The organism is Streptomyces stelliscabiei, assembly GCF_014873495.1.
Lineage (GTDB): Bacteria > Actinomycetota > Actinomycetes > Streptomycetales > Streptomycetaceae > Streptomyces > Streptomyces bottropensis.
Genome location: NZ_JADBGF010000001.1, coordinates 5,433,614 through 5,453,751, shown reverse-complemented (window position 1 = coordinate 5,453,751; position 20,138 = coordinate 5,433,614). Strand labels below are relative to the sequence as shown.

General features: G+C 69.9%; 16 protein-coding genes and 2 pseudogenes. 13 read left to right on the top strand and 5 right to left on the bottom strand.

Annotated elements, in window-relative coordinates:
• The first annotated feature begins 239 nt into the window (after positions 1–239).
• The gene (locus H4687_RS24020) at positions 240–4,175 is read left to right on the top strand and encodes a glycoside hydrolase family 2 TIM barrel-domain containing protein (RefSeq protein WP_192781711.1); all 3,936 of its coding nucleotides are present in this window, start codon (positions 240–242) and stop codon (positions 4,173–4,175) included.
• A gap of 128 nt (positions 4,176–4,303) precedes the next feature.
• On the opposite strand, the gene H4687_RS24015 is transcribed toward H4687_RS24020, so the two are convergent.
• Positions 4,304–5,185: an NAD(P)-dependent oxidoreductase gene (locus tag H4687_RS24015; RefSeq protein WP_046916636.1), complete on the bottom strand. Its 882-nt coding sequence runs from the start codon at positions 5,183–5,185 to the stop codon at positions 4,304–4,306.
• Positions 5,186–5,282: 97 nt separating this feature from the next.
• Here H4687_RS24015 and H4687_RS24010 point away from each other — a divergent pair, with 97 nt between their 5' ends.
• The 3 genes from H4687_RS24010 (at position 5,283) to H4687_RS24000 (ending at position 9,478) form a co-directional block, all read left to right on the top strand.
• Positions 5,283–5,621 (top strand): winged helix-turn-helix transcriptional regulator, encoded by a 339-nt coding sequence (locus tag H4687_RS24010; protein WP_046916625.1) that lies wholly within the window; start codon positions 5,283–5,285, stop codon positions 5,619–5,621.
• Between the two features lie 462 nt (positions 5,622–6,083).
• Positions 6,084–8,084 (top strand): RICIN domain-containing protein, encoded by a 2,001-nt coding sequence (locus H4687_RS24005; RefSeq protein ID WP_046916626.1) that lies wholly within the window; start codon positions 6,084–6,086, stop codon positions 8,082–8,084.
• Entirely contained in the window at positions 8,081–9,478 is a 1,398-nt protein-coding gene (locus H4687_RS24000) for a glycoside hydrolase family 43 protein (RefSeq protein ID WP_046916627.1), read from the top strand. Before H4687_RS24005 ends, H4687_RS24000 begins: the two co-directional genes overlap by 4 nt.
• Before the next feature lie 46 nt (positions 9,479–9,524).
• Here the strand turns inward: H4687_RS24000 and H4687_RS23995 are convergent, their stop codons facing one another.
• Positions 9,525–10,088, bottom strand: a complete 564-nt coding sequence (locus tag H4687_RS23995; protein ID WP_046916628.1) for a DM13 domain-containing protein — start codon at positions 10,086–10,088, stop codon at positions 9,525–9,527.
• 168 nt (positions 10,089–10,256) lie between these two features.
• Here H4687_RS23995 and H4687_RS23990 point away from each other — a divergent pair, with 168 nt between their 5' ends.
• Complete coding sequence (locus H4687_RS23990) at positions 10,257–10,916, top strand: hypothetical protein (RefSeq protein WP_225966798.1); 660 nt, start codon at positions 10,257–10,259, stop codon at positions 10,914–10,916.
• A 310-nt stretch (positions 10,917–11,226) separates the two neighbouring features.
• Positions 11,227–12,201 (top strand): annotated as a pseudogene (locus tag H4687_RS23985) (ATP-binding protein); the annotation flags it as partial.
• 27 nt (positions 12,202–12,228) lie between these two features.
• Here H4687_RS23985 and H4687_RS23980 read toward each other — a convergent pair.
• Positions 12,229–12,609, bottom strand: coding sequence for a hypothetical protein (locus tag H4687_RS23980; RefSeq protein WP_046916629.1), 381 nt, complete (start codon positions 12,607–12,609; stop codon positions 12,229–12,231).
• 136 nt (positions 12,610–12,745) lie between these two features.
• Between H4687_RS23980 and H4687_RS23975 the strand changes: the two genes are divergently transcribed.
• On the top strand, positions 12,746–13,228 hold the full coding sequence (locus tag H4687_RS23975) for a DUF6174 domain-containing protein (RefSeq protein ID WP_225966797.1): 483 nt from the start codon (positions 12,746–12,748) through the stop codon (positions 13,226–13,228).
• Here H4687_RS23975 and H4687_RS23970 read toward each other — a convergent pair.
• Positions 13,210–13,620: a hypothetical protein gene (locus H4687_RS23970; protein WP_046916630.1), complete on the bottom strand. Its 411-nt coding sequence runs from the start codon at positions 13,618–13,620 to the stop codon at positions 13,210–13,212. The two genes, H4687_RS23975 and H4687_RS23970, sit on opposite strands and share 19 nt — an antisense overlap.
• A 283-nt stretch (positions 13,621–13,903) precedes the next feature.
• On the opposite strand from H4687_RS23970, the gene H4687_RS23965 reads away from it, so the two are divergent.
• From H4687_RS23965 to H4687_RS23955, 3 genes are all read left to right on the top strand, one after another.
• Complete coding sequence (locus H4687_RS23965) at positions 13,904–15,082, top strand: hypothetical protein (protein ID WP_046916631.1); 1,179 nt, start codon at positions 13,904–13,906, stop codon at positions 15,080–15,082.
• Positions 15,083–15,123: 41 nt separating this feature from the next.
• Entirely contained in the window at positions 15,124–15,507 is a 384-nt protein-coding gene (locus H4687_RS23960; protein ID WP_046916632.1) for a hypothetical protein, read from the top strand.
• A 137-nt stretch (positions 15,508–15,644) separates the two neighbouring features.
• Positions 15,645–16,394: a hypothetical protein gene (locus H4687_RS23955; protein ID WP_046916633.1), complete on the top strand. Its 750-nt coding sequence runs from the start codon at positions 15,645–15,647 to the stop codon at positions 16,392–16,394.
• 90 nt (positions 16,395–16,484) lie between these two features.
• Here H4687_RS23955 and H4687_RS23950 read toward each other — a convergent pair whose 3' ends face one another.
• Positions 16,485–17,447, bottom strand: coding sequence for a hypothetical protein (locus tag H4687_RS23950; protein ID WP_050398425.1), 963 nt, complete (start codon positions 17,445–17,447; stop codon positions 16,485–16,487).
• Between the two features lie 484 nt (positions 17,448–17,931).
• Here H4687_RS23950 and H4687_RS23945 point away from each other — a divergent pair, with 484 nt between their 5' ends.
• The 3 genes and pseudogenes from H4687_RS23945 to H4687_RS48715 form a co-directional block, all read left to right on the top strand.
• Positions 17,932–18,897 carry an ATP-binding protein gene (locus H4687_RS23945; protein ID WP_046919848.1) on the top strand — a complete coding sequence of 322 codons (966 nt, stop codon included), beginning with the start codon at positions 17,932–17,934 and terminating at the stop codon, positions 18,895–18,897.
• Positions 18,898–18,934: 37 nt separating this feature from the next.
• A complete protein-coding gene (locus H4687_RS23940) occupies positions 18,935–19,327 on the top strand; it encodes an SCO5389 family protein (protein ID WP_046919847.1) in 393 nt (130 codons plus the stop codon).
• A 389-nt stretch (positions 19,328–19,716) separates the two neighbouring features.
• Positions 19,717–20,058, top strand: a pseudogene (locus H4687_RS48715) (PAS domain S-box protein); the annotation flags it as partial.
• Positions 20,059–20,138: the final 80 nt, after the last annotated feature.

Sequence of the window (20,138 nt, the reverse complement as noted above, 5' to 3'; positions counted from 1 at the left end):
GGGGCACCGTAAGCGGCGCGACGGGCCGGGGCCGGGGGCGACACCGGCACACGCACCCACGTGGCCGTCATCCCCGCACGCGCACGACCGCACCTCACGACCGCACAAAGTGCGACAGATTCATTGCTCCCCTTCTGTTCGAAGTCCTAGGGTGGGCCCGGTTTTTCAACAACTTCGGACACCATCCGACGCTCCTCCGCACGTGCACTCCCCCATGTCGTCGAGGAAGGCCCCGGTACATGCCACAGCAGCACCCGCACACAGGCTCCCCCGCCGCCGCCCGCCCCGTCATGAGCCGCCGCCGTCTGCTGGAGGGCGGCGCCGCCTTCCTCGGCGCCCTGGCCCTCTCCGGCGGCGATGCCTACGCGGCCCCCTTCACCGGGACGGCCGCCGACGGCACCCCCGAGTGGTCCGGCAACATGGCCCTCTTCCAGGTCGGCGCCGAACCGCCCCACACCACCCTCATGCCGTACGCGGACGTCAGACAGGCACTCGCCGGCGACCGCACCCGTTCCCCGTACCGGCTGAGCCTCGACGGCAAGTGGCGGTTCGCGTACGTCGACCGGCCGGGCGACCGGGACGAGGACTTCTACAGGACCGATGTCGACGACAGCGACTGGGACACCATCCCGGTGCCGTCCAACTGGCAGCTGCACGGCTACGACTTCCCCATCTACATCAACATCACCTACCCCTGGTGGGGCCCCAACGGCGGCGGTGAGGAGGCGCAGCCCCCCAACGCGCCGACCCGCTACAACCCCGTGGGCCAGTACCGCCGTTCCTTCCAGCTCCCCAAGGACTGGACGGCCGGCGACCGCCGTACCTTCCTGCACTTCGAGGGCGTCAAGTCGGCCCACTACGTGTGGATCAACGGCGAACTCGTCGGCTACCACGAGGACTCGTACGACCCGGCCGAGTACGACATCACCCGGCACCTCAAGCCCGGGTCGAACCAGATCGCCGTCGAGGTCTACCGGTACTCGGACGGCGACTGGCTGGAGGACCAGGACATGATCAGGCTGAGCGGCATCTTCCGCTCGGTCTACCTCTACTCCACCCCGGCCGTGCACCTGCGCGACTTCAAGCTGGACACCCCGCTCGCCGACGGCTACACGAGCGCCGAGCTGTCCGTCACCGCGAGCGTGCGCGCGTACGAGGCCGGACACGAGGGCGCGTACTCCGTGGAGACGCAGCTCTACGACGCGGGCGGGCACGCCGTCTGGTCACGCCCCCTCGTCCAGTCCGTCACCGTCGGCGCCTCCGCCGTCGGTGAGGACGTGACCGTGCAGGCCGCCAGGGCCGTGCCGTCCCCCGAGCTGTGGTCCGCCGAGCACCCGACCCTGTACACGGCCGTGCTGCACCTGCGCGACCCGGGCGGCAAGGTCGTCGAGACCCTCTCCCACCGCGTCGGCCTGCGCGAGTTCGCGCTCAAGGACGGGCTGATGCGGATCAACGGCAAGCCGGTCTCCCTGCGGGGCACCAACCGCCACGAGATGCACCCCGACCGGGGCATGGCGCTCACCCGCGCCGACCTGGTCCAGGACATGGGCATCATCAAGCGTCTCAACATCAACTCCGTGCGCACCTCGCACTACCCCAACAACCCGCTCTGGTACGAGCTGGCGGACGAGTACGGCCTCTACCTCGTCGACGAGACGAACCTGGAGACCCACGGCATCCGGGACCGCTTCCCCGGCAACGACCCCGACTGGACGAAGGCCTGCGTGGCCCGCGCCCGGAACATGGTCCACCGCGACAAGAACCACGCCTCCGTCGTCATCTGGTCCCTCGGCAACGAGGCGGGCGGCGGCTCCACCTTCGTCGCCATGCGCGACTGGATCGAGTCGTACGACAAGACGCGTGTCATCCAGTACGAGGGCGACGACCGGCCGACGATCAGCCAGATCCGCTCGGAGATGTACGACAGCCCGCAGCGGGTCGAGCAGCGGGCGAAGGACACCGCCGACACCCGGCCGTACGTGATGATCGAGTACGCGCACTCGATGGGCAACTCGACCGGCAACCTCAAGAAGTACTGGGACCTCGTCCGGCGCTACCCCGTCCTCCAGGGCGGCTGGATCTGGGACTTCGTCGACCAGTCGCTGACCTGGCCGATCCCCCGGCTGAAGGTGTTCACCGACGCCGGTCCGAGCGGTCTGAAGGGGCAACTCCTCACCGCAGCAGGAACGTTCAGCCGCGACAAGGGCCTCTCCGGTGCCACCGGCTTCACCCGCGACCCGGCCCTGGACCTCACCGGCTCCCTGACGCTGGAGGCCTGGTTCACCCCGAAGGTCACCGGCGGCCACCAGCCGATCATCGCCAAGGGTGACACCCAGTACGCCCTGAAGCAGAGCGAGAAGAGCATCGAGTTCTTCATCTACGGCGGCGGCCAGTGGGTCAGCGTCAGCTGGGGGCTCCCGGCCGAGGGCTGGACCGGCCGCGAGCACCACGTCGCCGGAGTCTTCGACGCCGGTTCCGGGTCCCTCACCCTCTACGTCGACGGCGAGGTGAAGGCGACCCGCACCACGACCCGGCGGCCCAGCGTGAACGTCGCTCCGCTCGCCCTCGGCACCGACACGGACAACCCGACGCGCGAGTTCAGCGGCACGATCCGGCGGGCGCGTGTGTACGCGCGCGCCCTGAGCGGCTCCGAGCTGGCCTCCGCGGGGCGTGGCGCCGGTGACGACGGGGTGCGGTTCTGGTTCGACGCGGCGACGGTCGACGTGGCGGAGAGCCGCGCGAAGGACCGCACGTTCCTCGCGTACGGCGGCGACTGGGGCGACAACCCCAACGACGGGGCCTTCGTCGCGGACGGCATCATCAAGGCCGACCGGAGCCACACCGGCAAGGCGGCCGAGGTCAAGCGCATCTACCAGGCCGTGCACGCCAAGCCGGCCACCGGCACCACCCCGGCCTCGAAGAAGGTCACGCTCACCAACGAGTACCTCTTCACCAACCTCCGTGAACTGGACGGCGGTTGGTCCCTGGTGGCCGACGGCAAGGAGGTCCAGAAGGGCCGCCTCACCCGTGACCAGCTGGACGTGGGCCCCCTGTCCACCAAGGACGTCACCGTCCCCTTCGACCTCCCCGCCTCCCCCGCCCCGGGCACCGAGTACTTCCTCGAACTCTCCTTCACCACGAAGGACGACACCCCGTGGGCCGAGGCCGGCTTCGAGGTGGCCCGGCAGCAACTGCCCGTCGACGCGGGCAGCCCGGCGGTGACACCCGTCCCCCTGGCGGACGTCCCGGAGCTGAGGTACGAGGAGAGCGACGAGGCCGTCACGGTCACCGGCAGGGGCCACCCGGGCCGCTTCTCCGTCACCGTCGACAAGGCGACCGGCACGATCACCTCGTACAAGGCGGGCGGCACCCGGCTGATCTCCTCCGGCCCGGTGCCCAACTTCTGGCGGGCCCCCACCGACAACGACCACGGCAACGGACAGCACACCCGCAACCAGACCTGGCGGGACGCGGGCACGGACCGCAAGGTCACGGACGTGACCGTGCGCGCCCTCGGCGACCGGGCCGTGGAGATCAAGGTCAGCGGCACGCTCCCGACGACCACCGAGTCCACGTACACCACCACCTACACGGTGTTCGGCAACGCCGAGATCAAGGTCGACAACACCCTGCACCCGGGTGCCTCCTCCCTCCCGTACATCCCGGAGGTGGGCACCCTGTTCCTGCTCAACCGCCGCCTGGAGCGCCTGCACTACTACGGCCGCGGTCCCGAGGAGAACCACTGGGACCGCAACAACGGCACCGACGTGGGCCTCTACTCCGGCGAGATCGCCGACCAGTGGTCGGGCTACATCCGCCCCCAGGAGAACGGCAACAAGACCGACGTCCGCTGGGCCGCCGTCACCGACCGCGACGGAGTGGGCCTGCTGGTCTCGGGCGACGCGCTGATAGAGATCAACGCCTCGTACTTCACCCCGGAGGACCTGTCGACGGGCCTGCGCCACGACTACCACCTCACCCCCCGCGACACCCCCGTCCTGCGCGTCAACCACCGCCAGATGGGAGTCGGCGGTGACAACAGCTGGGGCGCCCACACGCACGACGAGTACAAGCTCTTCGCCAACCGCGACTACGCGTACACGTACCGGCTGCGACCGCTGACGGACGTGGCGGAGGCGACAGCGGCGTCGAGGAGGCCCACGGCGACCAAGTGACGCCCTCCCTCAGGTGACCGGCACGACCGGCACGACCGGCACGACCGGCACGACCGGCACGACCGGCGCCGAGGTCCCGTCCCGCGGCGGGACGGGACCTCGGCGCCGACCCGGCGGGCGGCCCGGCCTCAGCGCACCAGCAGGTCGATCACTCCCGTCAGATCCTCCTCGCCGCCACCCTCGGCCGACCGGCGGCGCATCAACGCGAAGTAGGGGCCGAGCAGTTCCGTGCTGACGCCCTGTTCCTCGGCGGTGGTGAGGAAGGTCGGGGTGCCCGCCACCTGCATGGCCAGGTTGGAGACCACTCCCCCGGTGTAGCGGCCGCTCCGCAGCCGGTCGGCGGTCTCGTGCACGGACGGGGCCATCGCGGTGAGCCAGTCGGCCAGCAGCGGGGCGAGGGACGCCGGGTCGATGTCCTCCTTGCGGATCAGGGCGAAGGCGTGCGCGGCCCCGGCGAACATCCCGTACATGGCGCTGAGCAGGGCCACGTCGTGCAGGGCCGCGAAGCCCGCGTCCTCCCCGACGTAGGTGGTGCCGGCCGGCACGCCCAGGGTCGTCCGGTGCCGCTCGAACAGCTCGCGCGAGCCGCTGTAGAAGACGTAGCCGCCGGACTCGGGGACGCCGATCATCGGCGGCACGGCCATGATTCCGCCGTCCAGATAACGGGCGCCTCGCTCCCGGGCCCGGTCGGCGCGGGCACGGGCCTCGGCGGGAGTACTGGTGGTCAGGTTCACCAGGTCGCGGCCGGCCAGGTCGGCACCGGCCAGCGCCTCGCCGACGGAGGCGTCGTCCAGCAGACAGACCACGACCAGGGTGTTCGCCGCGACCGCCTCGGCGGCCGTGCCGGCGACCCTGGCCCCCTCGGCGGCGAGCGCCTCGGCGCGGGTCGGGGTGCGGTTCCAGACGGTGAGCGGATGGCCGGCGGCGAGCCAGGCACGGGCCAGCGCGGTACCCATCGCGCCGAGTCCCAGCAGGGTGAGAGAGGTCTTCTCCGGAGCGTTCTGTGTCATGCCGAACAGGCTGGTCACAGGCGCGGAAGTGATCAAGTACGCACTTCGGAGTGGGTGGTTACCCTGGGGTGAGCGAGCACGTCGGAGGGGTGGGGGCATGACGACACTGAACCGGCCGGGCGCACCGGACGGGCACGCCTGCGGGATCGACACCGCGATGGAGGTGATCGGCGGCAAGTGGAAGGTGCTGATTCTCTGGGCGCTGCACGAGCATCCCTGCCGCCGCTTCGGTGAGTTGCGGCGGCTGCTTCCGGGGGTCAGCGAGAAGGTGCTGGCCTCGCATCTGCGCGAGATGGAGACGGACGGCATCGTGCGGCGCGTCTCGTACGACGAGGTGCCGCCCCGTGTGGAGTACTCGCTGACGGAGGACGGGACACGCCTCAACGACGCCCTCGGACCACTGGCGGCGTGGGGCCGCGAGCGTCCGGCACGATAGCCAGGTTCCGGCGCCGGCCTTCTTCGTCCTTCGTCCCTCGTCCTTCGTCCCTCGTCCCTCGTCCTTCGTCCCACGTCCTTCGTCCCTCGTCCCTCGTCCTTTGTGCCGCGCCCCGCGCCCCGCGCCCCGCGTGACCTTCCGTGTGTCGACGCTGAAGGTGACCGGTCACACGGCCTGACCAGGCCGAAAGCCGTCGGTAACGGCCGGCCCACCGTCCCGCTCGGCATGTCTGAGTTCCCGTCATGAGACCCGACTGCCGAAGCGCGACGCCGAGCCCTTTCCCGGCCCGGTGTCGTCGCCCTTCCCAGCCTTGCGTCGGCACTTTGTGACCGGTTCAAAAAACACCTCTGCCACAGCCGTTGACTTCCTTCACTCCCGGCTCTACTTTCGGCCAGCCAGCATGTTCGGCGTGCCGATCCCCGTTCGAGATATCGATCTCCGGGTATCCATCGAAGGAGCCGCATGACCTCCCCTCCACGTGCCAACTCCCGTGGTCTCCACCGGCTTTGCAGGACGACGGTGATCCGCGCCGTCACCCTGGCGACCGCCGCCACGGCCGCCCTGCTCTTCGCCCAGCCGCCGACCGCGGCCCCCGGCCCCCAGACGCTGACCGACGCCGCCCCCGTGGCGGTGACGGACCGTCAAATACCGGTCCCGAAGGCCCCGATGGGCTGGGCCTCCTGGAACGCCTTCGCCGCGAAGGTCGACTACAACGTCATCAAGCAGCAGGTCGACGCGTTCGTCGCGGCCGGGCTGCCCGAGGCCGGCTACGAGTACATCAACATCGACGAGGGCTGGTGGCAGGGCACCCGCGACAGCGCGGGCAACATCAGCATCGACGAGGCCGAGTGGCCCGGCGGCATGAAGGCCATCGCCGACTACATCCACAGCAAGGGCCTGAAGGCGGGCATCTACACCGACGCCGGCAAGGACGGCTGCGGCTACTACTTCCCCACCGGCCGCCCGGCCGCGCCCGGCAGTGGCAGCGAGGGCCACTACGTCCAGGACATGACGCAGTTCTCGAAGTGGGGCTTCGACTTCGTGAAGGTCGACTGGTGCGGCGGTGACGCCGAGGGCCTCGACCCGAAGACGACCTACCAGGCCATCAGCGACGCCGTGTCCACCGCGACCGCCACCACCGGCCGCCCCCTCGCCCTCTCCCTGTGCAACTGGGGCTACTCCAACCCCTGGAACTGGGCGCCCGGCATGGGCCCGATGTGGCGGACGAACACGGACATCTTCTACCACGGCCAGGGCCTGACGTACGCGGGCATGCTGACCAACTACGACCGGAACGTGCACCCCACGGCCCAGCACACCGGCTACTACAACGACCCCGACATGCTGATGATCGGCATGGGCCTCACCGCCGCCCAGGACCGCACCCACATGAACCTGTGGGCGGTCTCCGGCGCCCCGCTGCTCGCCGGCAACGACCTCTCCACGATGACCACCCAGACGGCGAACATCCTCAAGAACCCCGAGGTCATCGCCGTCGACCAGGACCCCCGCGGCCAGCAGGGCGTCAAGGTCGCCGAGGACACCACCGGCCTCCAGGTGTACGGCAAGGTCCTCTCCGGCAGCGGCAACCGCGCGGTCGTCCTGCTCAACCGCACCTCCACCACCCAGAACATGACCGTCCGCTGGTCCGACCTGGGCCTGACGAACGCCTCCGCGACCGTGCGTGACCTGTGGAGCCGTACCGACGTCGGTACGCCCGGCACGAGTTACACCACCAGCGTCCCCGCGGGCACCTCCGTGATGCTCACCGTCAAGGGCGGCACCGAGCAGGCGTCGAGCGCGTACACCGGCACGTCGAGCTTCACCGGCGTGGTCGCCGGGAGCACCGGGCTGAAGACGGTCGACGTCTCCTACACCAACAACACCTCCTCGGCCCGCGTCGGCACCCTCACCGTCAACGGCCAGACCTCCACGAAGGTCTCCTTCCCGCCGACCGGCTCCTCGCCCGGCAACATCTCCGTCGCCATGTCGCTCACCAAGGGCAGCGCCAACACGATCACGTTCTCCGGCGCCCCGACCCTCGAAGGCATCGTCGTACGGCCGCTGCCCGGCACCAACGGCACCCTGATCACCGGCACGGGCTCCGGCCGCTGCGCGGACATCGACAACAACACGATCACCAACGGCACCGACGCCCAGCTGTGGGACTGCTCCGGCGGCCGGAACCAGGTCTGGCAGTACACCTCCCGCAAGGAACTCGTCGTGTACGGCAACAAGTGCCTGGACGCCTGGGACCGCGGCACCTCCAACGGCACCCGTGTCGTCATCTGGGACTGCCACGGCGCCACCAACCAGCAGTGGAACGTGAACGCCGACGGCACGATCGTCAACGTCAACTCCGGCCTCTGCCTGGACGCCTACAACGCGGCGACCACCAACGGCACGAAGCTCGTCCTGTGGTCCTGCAACGGCCAGAACAACCAGAAGTGGAGCCAGGCATGAGTGGCATGACCAGCGGGCCCGGCCTCTCCCGCCGCATGTTCCTCGGCACTGCGGCGACCGTGCCGCTGGCCGCGACCGGTGTGCTCACCCTCGGCGCCGGCACCGCCCACGCCGCGGACTCGGCCTACGCGATGGTCTACTTCACCGAGTCGAACACGATGCTGGAGGCCGACTACGGCCTCCACCTGGCCGTCAGCCAGGACGGACTCAACTGGACCCCGCTGAACCAGAACGCCCCCCTGGTCACCCCCACCCAGGGCGCAGGCGGGCTGCGCGACCCGTTCCTGATGCGCAAGCAGGACGGTACGTTCGTCGTCCTGGCGACGGACCTCAAGGGCACCGACTGGAACTACAACAGCACCTACATCCACGTCTGGGACTCGACCGACCTGCGGACCTTCACCGGCTACCGGCGCGTGAAGCTGCACGACATGACCGGCACCCACAGCTGGGCCCCGGAGGCCTACTGGGACGCCTCACGCGGCCGGTACGGCATCCTCTACTCCTCGGTGAACAGCAGCGGCCACAACGTCATCATGGTCAGCTACACCACCGACTTCGTCACGACGTCCGACCCCCAGGTCTTCTTCGACCCCGGCTACGACATCATCGACGGCAACCTCACGGTCGGTGTCAACGGCGTCAACTACCTCTACTACAAGGTGAACCAGACCCTGGTGGGCGCCCGCTCGACGACCCTGAACCCCGGCAGCTTCACCCCCTTCAGCACCGCCGCGTCCCACGGCGGCACCGAGGCCCCCACGGTCGTGAAGTCCCTGACGTCCAACTCCTGGTACCTGTGGGGCGACACGTACACCCCCAACGGCGTCTTCTACGCCTGGCAGTCCAGCGACCTGGCCGCCGGCACCTGGACCGCCCTCGACCAGAAGCTCTACACCCAGCCGCTCAACTCCAAGCACTGCGGCATCCACCCGATCACCTCGACCGAGTACAGCAACCTGCTGACCAAGTGGGGCGCACCGGCCTGGAACCGCCTCAAGTCGTACAACTTCCCGGCCCGCTACATCCGCCACAGCAACTACGTGGGCCGCATCGACGAGTACCCCTTCGACCCGTTCACGGACTCCCAGTGGAAGCTGGTCCCGGGCCTGGCGGACTCCTCCGGCGTCTCCTTCCAGTCGGTCAGCCACCCCACCCGCTACCTCCGCCACTACAGCTACAACCTGCGCCTCGACGTGAACGACGGCACGTCGACCTTCGCCGCCGACGCCACGTTCACCCGCGTCGCCGGCCTCGCGGACTCGACCTGGTCGTCCTTCCGGTCGTACAACAACCCGACCCGCTACATCCGGCACAGCAACTACGTGCTCCGCATCGACCCGATCTCGACGGCGACGGAGAAGGCGGACGCGACGTTCCGGGTCGGCTACTGAGACTCGGGTACGCCCTCGGGTACGCCCCCGAGCCGGTCCGGAGCCCTCAGCGGCTCCGGGCCAGCTCGGCCGCCCCGAACGACACGTTGAAGCGGTCGCACCAGATGGTGACGGCGGTGAAGTCGGCCGGATCGACGCCGTCGGGCACCGGGTAGTTCTGGTCCCCCTTGTTGCCCTTGAGGCCGCCCAGGGCGACATGGTCGTAGGCGTCGTCGTCGAAGAGATGCCAGCCGTCCTTCCCGTCCCTCACGGGCGCGTCACTCAGCCACACCCGCAGATCGGGCCCGTTACTGGTGTCGAAGTCCTCCAGCCGCAGGACGTACGACCCGTCGGCCGGCCGGAGCAGCCGCACACGTCCGGAGGTCGTGTGCTCGTGGCTGATGAACTCACCCTGCGCGACGGTCGCGGGGGCCGCGGGACTCGCCGAGGCCGTCGCCTTCTCCGATTCCCTGGGTGCCGTCGTCGCCGAGGGCACCGCCTCCCGGACGGTCTCGTCCGTCCACAGCTTCCACGGCTGGAACCAGTACAGCCCGATGCCGGCCAGTACGACCCCGACGACCAGTACCGCGATGACCACGGGCTTGGTCAGCACCCCGCGCAGACGACCCATCGGCCGGCCCCTCTCCCTCGTCTCCCACAGCTCACCGCCCTGTCTACACCCGGACGTCCGGCCGCGGAGAAGGCGACGCTCGAAGCCGGCCGCCCGCCCCGAACGCTTTCACCCCCTGCCGCGTCCCAGTACCGACCGCCCGGCGACGAGGAGAACACGGGGTGCCCCATGGACGGCGTAGGTGACGTAACCGATGTGCATGACGAGCGTGACGGGCGTGACGTGAAAGGGCGGGGCAGGGCGGGGACGGCCGCGGCCGTGGTCGTCGCCGTGCTGATGCTCGGTGGGGTCCAGGGCTCGATGGCCGACGCCCAGTCCGTGGGAGAGGTGTCGAACCCGGCCGTCACGTGCCACGGCACGCGCCCGGAGGGCAGCCTCGCCGGTCACCTCAGGCCCGAGACCCCGGCGGAGACCCCGCTGGACCGGACCCTGACGTACGTGGACGAGCTGGTCGCGGGCGCCCACGCCGACGTCTTCACGGGCCTCGTCGTCGACGAGGACGGAGTCGCCATGGACCTCTACCGCATGCCCTCCGCCGCCCTCGACAAGGCCGTCTGCGACGCGGCCGAGCGGGGCGTGACCGTCCGCATCCACGACCGCGACGTCAACGAGCGGGACCTCAACGCCCTCCTCGACCGCGTGAGCGAGGACATGACCCGCTGGGACGGCACCTTCGACCTGCGCGAAGCCGGCCTCGACGGCACCGGCCGCGTCCAGATCGGCGTGGACGACCCCGGCAAGGCCGAACCGATCCTCCGCAAGGCCTACGGCGACCACGACGCCAAGTACCTCGTCGTCGAGTACGCCCCCCAGGCGCACTTGCTCTGACCGCGCGATCTCCGGGGATGCAACACCCCCGGAGATCCGCTATAGTTGATCACGAGCCGCTCACCGGAGCACAAACTCCCGGTAGTACTCAATGCGTTGGTGGTCCAAGGAAAGACGCCCCGCTTCCTGCGGGGAAATGCAGGTGCAAGGCCTGCCCGGCGCTCCAGTGACGAGAACCCCATTTCGCTTCGGCGAGGTGGGGTTCTCGCGTTGCCGGGACGAGGTCGTCAGACTGCAGGACCGCCGGGCGCAAGACCGTCAGACACAGGGCGTCAGGCACACGGCATCAGGCAAGAGAGCAACGGCAGTGGTACTCCTCCTCCTGGTCGGCTCCGACCTGTCGATGATGGAGGCGCTGAACGGCTACGACCGCCCCTTCCACCAGCGGGGCCGGGAAATGGTCGTGGGTCCGCTGAACCCGGCCGACATCGGGCAGATGCTCGACCTCCCCCCGGCAGCCACCTTCGACGCGGCACTGATCACCGGCGGTCTGCCGCTGATCTGCGCGGAATGGAGGCCGGGCGCGGACGTGTGGGAGTTCCTGCGCGACTCCCTGGACAACCCGGTCTCGGCCCTGCTGGTCTCGGCCGAGCGCTCACTGGCCGCGGAGTTCCCTCCACAGGCCATGAGCGGGGAGGTCCTCCGGGCCATCGGCAGCGGGGAGCGCACCTTCACCCACATCGCGCGGGCGGCCGGCGGCATCGCGCACACCACGCTCACCCGAGCCACGGACGTCCTGACCGCGAAGCGGGTGGTGGCGACCGAGCTGCCCCTCTCTCTGCGCCCGTCGAAGGAACGCCGCTATCGGGTGGCCGACCCCTATCCGCGGTTCTGGCTCACCTTCCTCGACCCGCACATGGCGGAGATCGAGCGCATGCGGGGTGACCTCACGCTGACCCGGATCAAGGGGCGCTGGACGAACTGGCGAGGCCGCGCGATCGAGCCCCTGGTCCGGGAATCCCTCGCCCGCCTCCTGCCGGACGGGCATCTGCCCGCCGCCCCGGCGATCGGCGGGTACTGGATGCGCAGCAACGACGTCGAGATCGACCTCGTGGGCGCCGACCGTCAGCCGGTGGCGAAGGAGCTGCTCTTCCTCGGCTCGGTCAAGTGGCTGGACAACGCCCCGTTCGACGACCACGGCCTCGCCGCGCTGCAGAAGCACCGGGCGGCGCTCACCGACCGCCCGCTCCCCCTGGTAGCGGTCTCCCGCAACGGGATCAGCTGCGCGGGCCTCAAGGCGGCTTACGGTCCGGACGAACTGCTCGGAGCCTGGCGCAGGGAGTGAGCAGAGGTCGTACGGGGGAGGGCGTCGTCACGGGGTGGCGCTGTCAGCCCGGTGCAGCAGCCGGGCCAGCAGCAGAGCGCCGCCGGCGGCCACCCCCACGGCTCCCACGGCTCCCACGGCTCCCACGGCCATGAAGCCGCCACTGGACCGCCACGACAGCACCGACCACCGCGACTGGGCGGAGAACAACGACCCCGTGCTCAGCCACGACCCGATCGAGCCGACCGACAGGGCGCTTCCGATCGAACCGACCGACAGAGCCGAACCGACGGACCCCACGGAGAGCACCGATCCGACCGACCCGATCGACAGCACGGAGTTCTGGGACCACAGCGACAGCACCGAAGAGGTGGCGGCGGAAGAGGCTGGAGAGCCTGGAGAGGCCGATGGTTCGGGCAGTTTCGTCATGGAGCCATGCTGCCCCTCACACCCCGGAACAGAGCCTTCCGAGCGCCGCCGTGGTCGCAAGTCATGTCGATGACGCATGCGCCGAACGTTACGGACCCACCCCGCGTCCCAGTGGTGCCCGCCTCACCAGGAGGACATGGAGGTCACCACCATGCCGAAGCCCGCCACCGTACGAGTTCGTCACCGCGCCCTGACCGCCGCCGCGCTGGCCGGGGCCTCGATCGCGCTGCTCTCCTCATGCGGGGAGGAGCCGACGGCAGCCGCGACACCGGCGCCCGCCTGGACAGAGCCCTCCGCGTACCGCTACACCCTGACGTCGAGCGAGGGTGAACGGGCGCTGATCGGCACGTTCGAGGTGACGGTCCGGGACGGGAAGGTCGAGAAGGCCACCGGACTCGACGACAGCGCCCGCCGCCTGGTGGACCGGAGCCCGTCCGACGTACCCACGATCGCGGAGCTGTTGAGGCAGGCGGATGCGGCACGGGGTGACGGTGCCGACGCAGTGGACGTCGACTACGCGAAGGACGGCCGTCCGACCGCCATCTCCATCGACTGGGAGGAGGACGCGATCGACGACGAGGAGGCGTACACGCTCAGCGGCTACGAGGCGCTCGGCTGACGCAGGTCCCGGATCTTGCCGCCCACCTTGGCCTTGAGCTTCTTGAGCACGTCGGGTTTGGCGGAGATGGCCCACTGCGGACCGACCAGGTACTTCCCGCCGTACATGGAGGCCGACTCCAGCCAGACCTCCTTCAGCTCCTCCTTGGGGAAGGTGGTGATGAGGTAGTCCCCCACCCCGGTCTGGCACACGCCCTCGCGCAGTTCCTCGGCCTCGGTCCGGATCTTCACCTCGCACCCCGTGAGCTCGGCGATGACCTCGACCTTGGCTGGCGCGACCGCGGCGACAGGACTGGCGTCCCCCTTGGCCTCGTCCCCGCTGCACGCCGCCACCAGGGGCAGGGCAGCCAGGCTCGCGGCCAACGCGACCCCACGCGACAGCTTCCTCACCATGCCCTGATCTCCGTTCGCGTCCCGTACCGAGTGCACTCGGCAGGGGGTACGTGCGGCGATGGGGGGTTTGCTCAATGCCGGGGGCCTCCAAGGGCACGCCGGGCAGCGGTTGCGGTTGGCGGCTCCGCTGATGGCGCCGGGTCGTGTGTGGGGTGATGAGCGCGTGCGGGGTGGCGGTGCGGATGCAGGGGCCTCCGGGACGTGTCACGCTTTTCTGTAGCGCCGCGCGTGGATCTCTCTTGCACCCCGTCATCCGCAGTGAAGAGACGAAACGGAGTCCGGCATGGGTGAGATCACGGTCAGTACGACCACCAGCGGTGCTCAGTTCCAACCGTCCGTCGACTCGGTCTTCGGTGCGCAGTACGTGGCCATGTGGGCGGACGAGAGCAATGCCGGCATCAAGGGGCAGAACCTGGGCGTGACGGGGACCAAGCTCGGTGCGGAGTTCCAGGTCAGCAGTCCGGTGGCGGCGCCCGGCGGGAACACGAACCGGCAGTGGCCGACGGTCGAGTCCGCGGGGTTCTCCTCGTTCGCGGTGTGGCGGGAAGAGGCGTTCAACCCTCCGCCCGGTCCGCAGCTGAAGCTGCGGCGGTTCGTCGGCGGGCAGCCGTCGGGGCCCGAGGTCCAGGTCAACGGCTCCGACATCGACCCGGCGACCCGGCCGTCCGTCACGAACATGATCGACGGCGGCTGCCTCGTCACCTGGGCGGGTTCCCGCGCGGACCAGCGGATCCGGGCCCAGCGTTTCACCTCCGAAGGCATCAAGGCCGGCCCGGAGTTCACGGTCAACACCACCGAGGGGTTCCATGTGAACCCGGCCGTGACGGTACTGGCGGACGGGAACTACGCCATCGCCTGGACCTCCGACCCCTCCTCGATCGGCGGAGGCCGGCTCACCTTCCGGGTCTTCGACTTCGAAGGGGTGCCGCAGGGCGGCGAGGTCCAGCCCAACGCCTCGGGATTCAAGGGCGACAACGCGATCACGCTGCTCGACAACGGCCGGTTCGTCGTCGCGCACATCGACGGCATCGGCCCCAGCGACATCGGTGTCCCGCAGACCACCGTGGAGGCCAGCGTCTACGACCCGAGCGGCGGGAGCGTCGAGGTCACCAGCGTGACCGCGGGGCAGCCCCGGGACTTCAACCGCACCAGCCCTGCCCTCACCGCACTGCCGGGCGGACGGTTCCTTCTCGCCTGGGTGGAGAAGAGCGCGGCGACCTTCGACACCGTGCCCACCGTGATGGCGAAGATGTGTTCCGACACCGCGCTCTCCCTCAGCGACAAGGTGCAGGTCAGCACGGCGACAGCCGGTGACCGCTTCCAGCTCTGCGCCGCGGCCGCCTTCGGCGACGGAGCCGAGTCCGTCTTCCTCGCCTGGGCGGACGACGGCGGTACGTCGGACTTCGCCGTACGGGGACGAGCCTTCACCGTCACGTCCACGGGACAGCTGCTGGCGGCGTAGCCGAAGCCCACAGCCGGGCCCGAGGCGGGCAGACTGCGGCCATGCAGCTTCCCGCACCGGCTCTCGCGGCCACCGCGCTGATCGAAGTCGTCCGCGTCTCCGGGCTCCCGGAAAGGCGGGGAGCCCCGTACCCCGGTGCGGTGGTCGCCCACTGGGCCGGGGACGAGGCCGCCGACCTTCTGACCCTGATCAGGAGCCTGCCCGGCAGCACGCAGCACCGCTGCGGGTTCTCCCCCGGGTGGGGTGTGCGGGCGTACGACGATGTCCTCGACCTGCCGTTGTACGAGGCGGCGTTCTGCTTCACCTGCGACGAGGTCCGCATCCAGGGGGCCGCCGTGCCGCCCGCCCTGGCCACGCAGTTCTTCGACGCGGACGCAGAGCAGGCTCGGGCCCTCCTGGGCCGCTTTCGTCGGGCGGCGCTGTAGGCCGGGCGCCGGGCACCCGGCAGTGCGTACGTAGCCGATTCCGTAATCTCACCGATCACGTGTGCGGGCGGCGGCCGGGAGGATGGGCCGGGTTCGCATGACCAGCGGTCGACAGTGCTCGATGTGGAGGCAGTCGCGTGCGTACACGTTCCCTGGCCACCGTGCTGACCGGTGCCCTCGCCCTCTCGGCGGTCGCCGTCCCGGCCGCACACGCCGACGGTGACACGACGATCACGGGGGTCGTCGTGAACGGCGGGGCCGAGGTCGCGCTGGGGCCCACGGCGCCCAAAACGTTCAAGGTGAGCGTCACGGCCCGGGACGACTCGGGCATCGATGCGATGAACCTGCATGTGAGGCTGCCGAGTTATCTGTACCTGGCGTCGGACCGGGGGCTCACCTGCACCGCGAAGAGCGCCACGACCTCGACGTGCACCGGGTCCTGGACCATCGACACCAACAGCTTCTACGGCAACGGCCCGGCCGACGACCCCTGGTACGTCACGGCCACGGTGGACGCCGAGGACGGCGACTGGATCACCACGGAAAGGGCCGGCACCTTCACCGTGCGGCGGCTCGCCAAGCTGACCGTCAACGCCTCCCCCGAGCCGGCGAGGAAGGACGCCAAGCTCACCGTGACCGGCAAGCTGACCCGCGCCGACTGGAAGACCCACAAGAACGCGGGCTACTCGGGGCGGGCGGTGAAGCTGCAGTTCCGTAAGAAGGAGAGCGACACCTACAGCACCGTGAAGACGGTCACCAGCGGCAGCGGAGGCGCGCTGAAGACGACGGTCAAGGCCACCGCCGACGGCTACTGGCGATGGACCTTCGCCGGCAACAGCACCACCTCGACGGCCAGGGCCACCGGCGACCACGTCGACGTGCGCTGAGCAGCCGACGGGCGAACGGACGTGGCGCCCGGCCCTCGAAGAAGGGTCGGGCGCCACGGAGTTCACATGGTCACAGGTGCACGTGCAGCGTCACGACGCCGTGCGGTTCGTGCTCTTGCGTCGCGTCACCACGAAGATCACACCGCCCGCGGCGACGAGGCCCGCCGCGCCGATGGCGATCGGGATGGCGTTGCCGCCGCCCGTCTCGGCGAGGTCGCCGGGCTCACCACCGTTGGGGGTGGCGGCGCCCGGGGTGGAGTCGGAGGGAGAGGGCGAGGGGGACTCGGCCTTCGGGGGCGCGTCGGCCGGGGGCTTGTCGTCGGCCGGCGGGGTCGTGTCCGCCGGGGGCTTCTCGTCCGCCGGCGGCTGCTCCTCGGCGGGCGGCTGGTCGCCGCCCGGGGGCTGCTCCTCGGCCGGGGGGTTCTCCTCGGCCGGCGGCTGTTCCGTCGTGCAGTCCTTCGTGCCGCCGTTCCAGGCCGCGATCAGCTTGTCCTTGATGACCGGGCGGTCCGGGCCCTTGGGGACGTCGCCGTGCTCGAAGCCGTCCTTCGCGTCGAGCTTGCCGTCGAACTTCACCTTGCCCCGGTACAGGTCGACCTGGCCGTAGCAGCCCGCGTCGGGGACCGCGATGTCCAGGGAGTCCGTCGCGCCCTGGGCGACCGTCACCGAGTCGAAGTCGACGAGGACCTGCTCGCCGGAGGTGGCGAAGGTCGGGCCGTGGGCGAGGTAGGACGCGAGGGAGACCGTGCAGGTCGTGGCGTCGGAGGCGGCGCGGACCTTGATGTGGACCTTGCCGTCCTCGGTGGGCTTGAGGTTCTGCTCGTCGAGCTTGACCCAGTCGGCGAACTTCACGCCGTCCAGCGAGAACTCGCAGCGGTCGGTCTCGGTGGGCGTGCCCGCGCCCTGGCCGGGGGCGTAGCTCTTCTTGCCCCAGCCCTCGCCGCCGGGCGTGTCCTGGGCGAAGGCCGGAGCGGACACGGCCGCGCTCAGCGCGAGAGCGGCGATGCCCGTTCCCACCATGCGGGTCACGATGACACGTCTCACTATGGACATGCAGATCCCATTCTCGAACTCGGAACGTACGGGACCCCACCCGGGGCGTGTCGGCAGGACGGCAGCACGAAGTCACGCCGGTCCGGCCGCGCCAGGGTGTGAGTGGTCGTAGAAAACACCGGGCCCAGGGGTCACTTGAGCCACAGAGTCTGCACATCGTTTACCAACGGGTAGGGGCTGTCAACCTCGTGAAACGTCCGTCCGGCTGCCGGGTCCGGCCATCCCTCGGGCCCACGTGAACCTGCGCACCGCACATTTGGGACACAAAGGGAATCAGCGGCTCCGAGTTGCCACGAGTGCCTCACGGGAACCCCAAGGCCGGGTCGCCGAACCGCAAAGGGTTCACCAACTCACCAGTCGTACGGGTGAGTTCATAGGGGGCGGATTTGACAATCCCGGCCGCCGCTCCCGACTCTACGTTCATGACATCCATTTTCATTATCGGCGTCGAAGGTGCCGCCGAGGGCGAGCGGGGTGACGGTCCATGCGCGTGGCCTTCGTAGGCAAGGGCGGCAGCGGCAAGACGACGCTCTCCGCGCTCTTCGCCCGCCATCTCGCCCGCTCGGGCGCGCCGCTCGTGGCGATCGACGGCGACATCAACCAGCACCTCGCGCACGCGCTCGGCCTCGACGAGGAGGACGACTTCGGCGCTCCGGCGCTGAGTTCGCGCACCGGCGAGATCAAGGACCATCTGCGCGGCACGAACCCGCGGATCGTCTCGCGCGAGGCCATGGTGAAGACGACCCCGCCGGGCGGGGGTTCGCGGCTGCTGCGGCTGCTCGGGGACGACGAGATCCACAGCCGGCATGTCGAGCGCGTGAACGGGGTGCCGCTCATGGTCACCGGCGCCTTCGACGAGAGCGACCTCGGCGTGGCCTGCTACCACTCCAAGCTGGGCGCGGTGGAGCTGTACCTCAACCATCTGGTGGACGGGCCCGGCGAGTACGTCGTCGTCGACATGACCGCCGGCGCGGACGCCTTCGCCTCCGGCCTCTTCACCCGGTTCGACATGACCTTCCTGGTCGCCGAACCGACCCGGAAGAGCGTGTCCGTCTACCGGCAGTACCGGGAGCACGCCGCCGAGTTCGGCATCCCGATCGCGGTCGTCGGCAACAAGGTCACCGGCGAGGACGACCTGCTCTTCCTCAAGGAGCACGTCGGCGACGACCTGCTGGCGTACTGCGTGCAGTCGTCGTACGTCCGCGCGCAGGAACAGGGGCGGCCGCAGGGCGAGTTGGAAGCGCACAACCTGCACACGCTGACGCAGCTGAAGGCCGCCGTCGACGCCCGCACGAAGGACTGGGTCACCTTCCAGCGCCACGCCGTCGAGTTCCACCTCCGCAACGCCGCCGCCTGGGCCAACGCCGCCACCGGGCACGACCTGGCCGCGCAGGTGGACCCCGGGTTCCGCCACGGTCCGGATGCGCCGGCCGCCGCGGTCTCTCTCTGACTTCCTCTGACTCCCTCTGATCAGAACAGGAACATCCATGTCGCTGGACGTCTCCCCGCAGCTGCTCGCCGATGCCGAGAAGGGTGAGGTGCGGGAGGAGGAGTTCGTGGAAACGGTCCGTACGTCGCTGCCGTACGCGTACGACCTGATCGCCTCCCTCGTCGGTGAACTGCGCGCGAGCAGCGCCGAGTTCGCCGACAACCAGACCCCGCCGCCGTCGGAGCGCGAGCGTGGGCAGCTGCTGCGGGCGCTGTCCAGTGACGCGATCCGGGGGAGCCTGGAGCGGCATTTCGGTGTGGCTCTCGCCTTCCAGAACTGCCACCGGGTGGCGGTCTTCCCTGCGGAGGCGCGCGGCGGTGCGACCTATGTCCGCTTCACCTCGCTGCGGTCGCAGATCCTCAACCAGTCGCCGGAGTTCCGCGACTGCTGACGCCTCGGCCCGGGCCAGTCCCGGTCGCGGGCCCGCCCTCGCTTTCCGACCGGCCCTAATCGGCCATCGACCGCCCCCTCCGCACCCCTCCCGCGGAGGGGGCGGTCGTTTGGACACGCCGGAGCTTGGGGGGCGTACGGGGGCGCATTACCGGCGTACGGCTGCATGGGGGGTGAGGGGGACGGGGGTCCGTGTGTGCGACTTGGGGGTGTTCGGGCGGGCGGCTTCGTCCCGATCACGCCCGATCCCGCCCGGTCCCGTAGGGCTCGTGCGAGGGCGGCCGGCTGCCTGGTGGGTGCTGGATGCCTGCCGGTCCGTGCGCCACGGCGTGCGGCCGTGTGATTTGCGCCGTCACAAGTTGGCCCACCTGCGATCACACAAGGTGAATAATGGGGCCGGAGGGCGTCTCAGCGACAGAGAGGGTCGCCGTGGGGACCGACAGGGACAGTGCCGTTTCCCGTCAGCGCTTCGACGTGGCCGATGCCGCGCCGTTGCTGATCGACGCGGACGGGTTCGTGACGAGCTGGACGCGGGACGCGGAGCGGCTCTTCGGGTATCCGGCGGCCGAGATCCTCGGCCGCAGCGTCCGCACGCTCCTGTTCGACGAGGACGGTGAACGCATCGGGCGCCTGGCCGAAACACATCGTGCCCTCGGCGGCTGGTCCGGCATCCTCACCGCCCGCCACCGCGACGGCCACCGCATCAAGGTGATGGTCCGGGTCGTCCCCACCCGCGAGGCGACCTCGCCGGGTCACACACCGGGTCACCCGACGGGTCACACGGGTGGCTCAGCGTCTGTGGGTGGGTTGGG

What these genes read in the sequence shown, in the direction of transcription:
- H4687_RS23970 (WP_046916630.1), bottom strand. Translation starts at nt 13,620, where the DNA reads ATGGTGAGGAAGCTGTCGCGTGGGGTCGCGTTGGCCGCGAGCCTGGCT.
- H4687_RS24005 (WP_046916626.1), top strand. Translation starts at nt 6,084, where the DNA reads ATGACCTCCCCTCCACGTGCCAACTCCCGTGGTCTCCACCGGCTTTGC.
- H4687_RS23980 (WP_046916629.1), bottom strand. Translation starts at nt 12,609, where the DNA reads ATGACGAAACTGCCCGAACCATCGGCCTCTCCAGGCTCTCCAGCCTCT.
- H4687_RS23940 (WP_046919847.1), top strand. Translation starts at nt 18,935, where the DNA reads ATGTCGCTGGACGTCTCCCCGCAGCTGCTCGCCGATGCCGAGAAGGGT.
- H4687_RS24015 (WP_046916636.1), bottom strand. Translation starts at nt 5,185, where the DNA reads ATGACACAGAACGCTCCGGAGAAGACCTCTCTCACCCTGCTGGGACTC.
- H4687_RS23960 (WP_046916632.1), top strand. Translation starts at nt 15,124, where the DNA reads ATGCAGCTTCCCGCACCGGCTCTCGCGGCCACCGCGCTGATCGAAGTC.
- H4687_RS23995 (WP_046916628.1), bottom strand. Translation starts at nt 10,088, where the DNA reads ATGGGTCGTCTGCGCGGGGTGCTGACCAAGCCCGTGGTCATCGCGGTA.
- H4687_RS23945 (WP_046919848.1), top strand. Translation starts at nt 17,932, where the DNA reads ATGCGCGTGGCCTTCGTAGGCAAGGGCGGCAGCGGCAAGACGACGCTC.
- H4687_RS23965 (WP_046916631.1), top strand. Translation starts at nt 13,904, where the DNA reads ATGGGTGAGATCACGGTCAGTACGACCACCAGCGGTGCTCAGTTCCAA.
- H4687_RS24020 (WP_192781711.1), top strand. Translation starts at nt 240, where the DNA reads ATGCCACAGCAGCACCCGCACACAGGCTCCCCCGCCGCCGCCCGCCCC.
- H4687_RS23975 (WP_225966797.1), top strand. Translation starts at nt 12,746, where the DNA reads ATGGAGGTCACCACCATGCCGAAGCCCGCCACCGTACGAGTTCGTCAC.
- H4687_RS23950 (WP_050398425.1), bottom strand. Translation starts at nt 17,447, where the DNA reads ATGTCCATAGTGAGACGTGTCATCGTGACCCGCATGGTGGGAACGGGC.
- H4687_RS24010 (WP_046916625.1), top strand. Translation starts at nt 5,283, where the DNA reads ATGACGACACTGAACCGGCCGGGCGCACCGGACGGGCACGCCTGCGGG.
- H4687_RS24000 (WP_046916627.1), top strand. Translation starts at nt 8,081, where the DNA reads ATGAGTGGCATGACCAGCGGGCCCGGCCTCTCCCGCCGCATGTTCCTC.
- H4687_RS23990 (WP_225966798.1), top strand. Translation starts at nt 10,257, where the DNA reads ATGGACGGCGTAGGTGACGTAACCGATGTGCATGACGAGCGTGACGGG.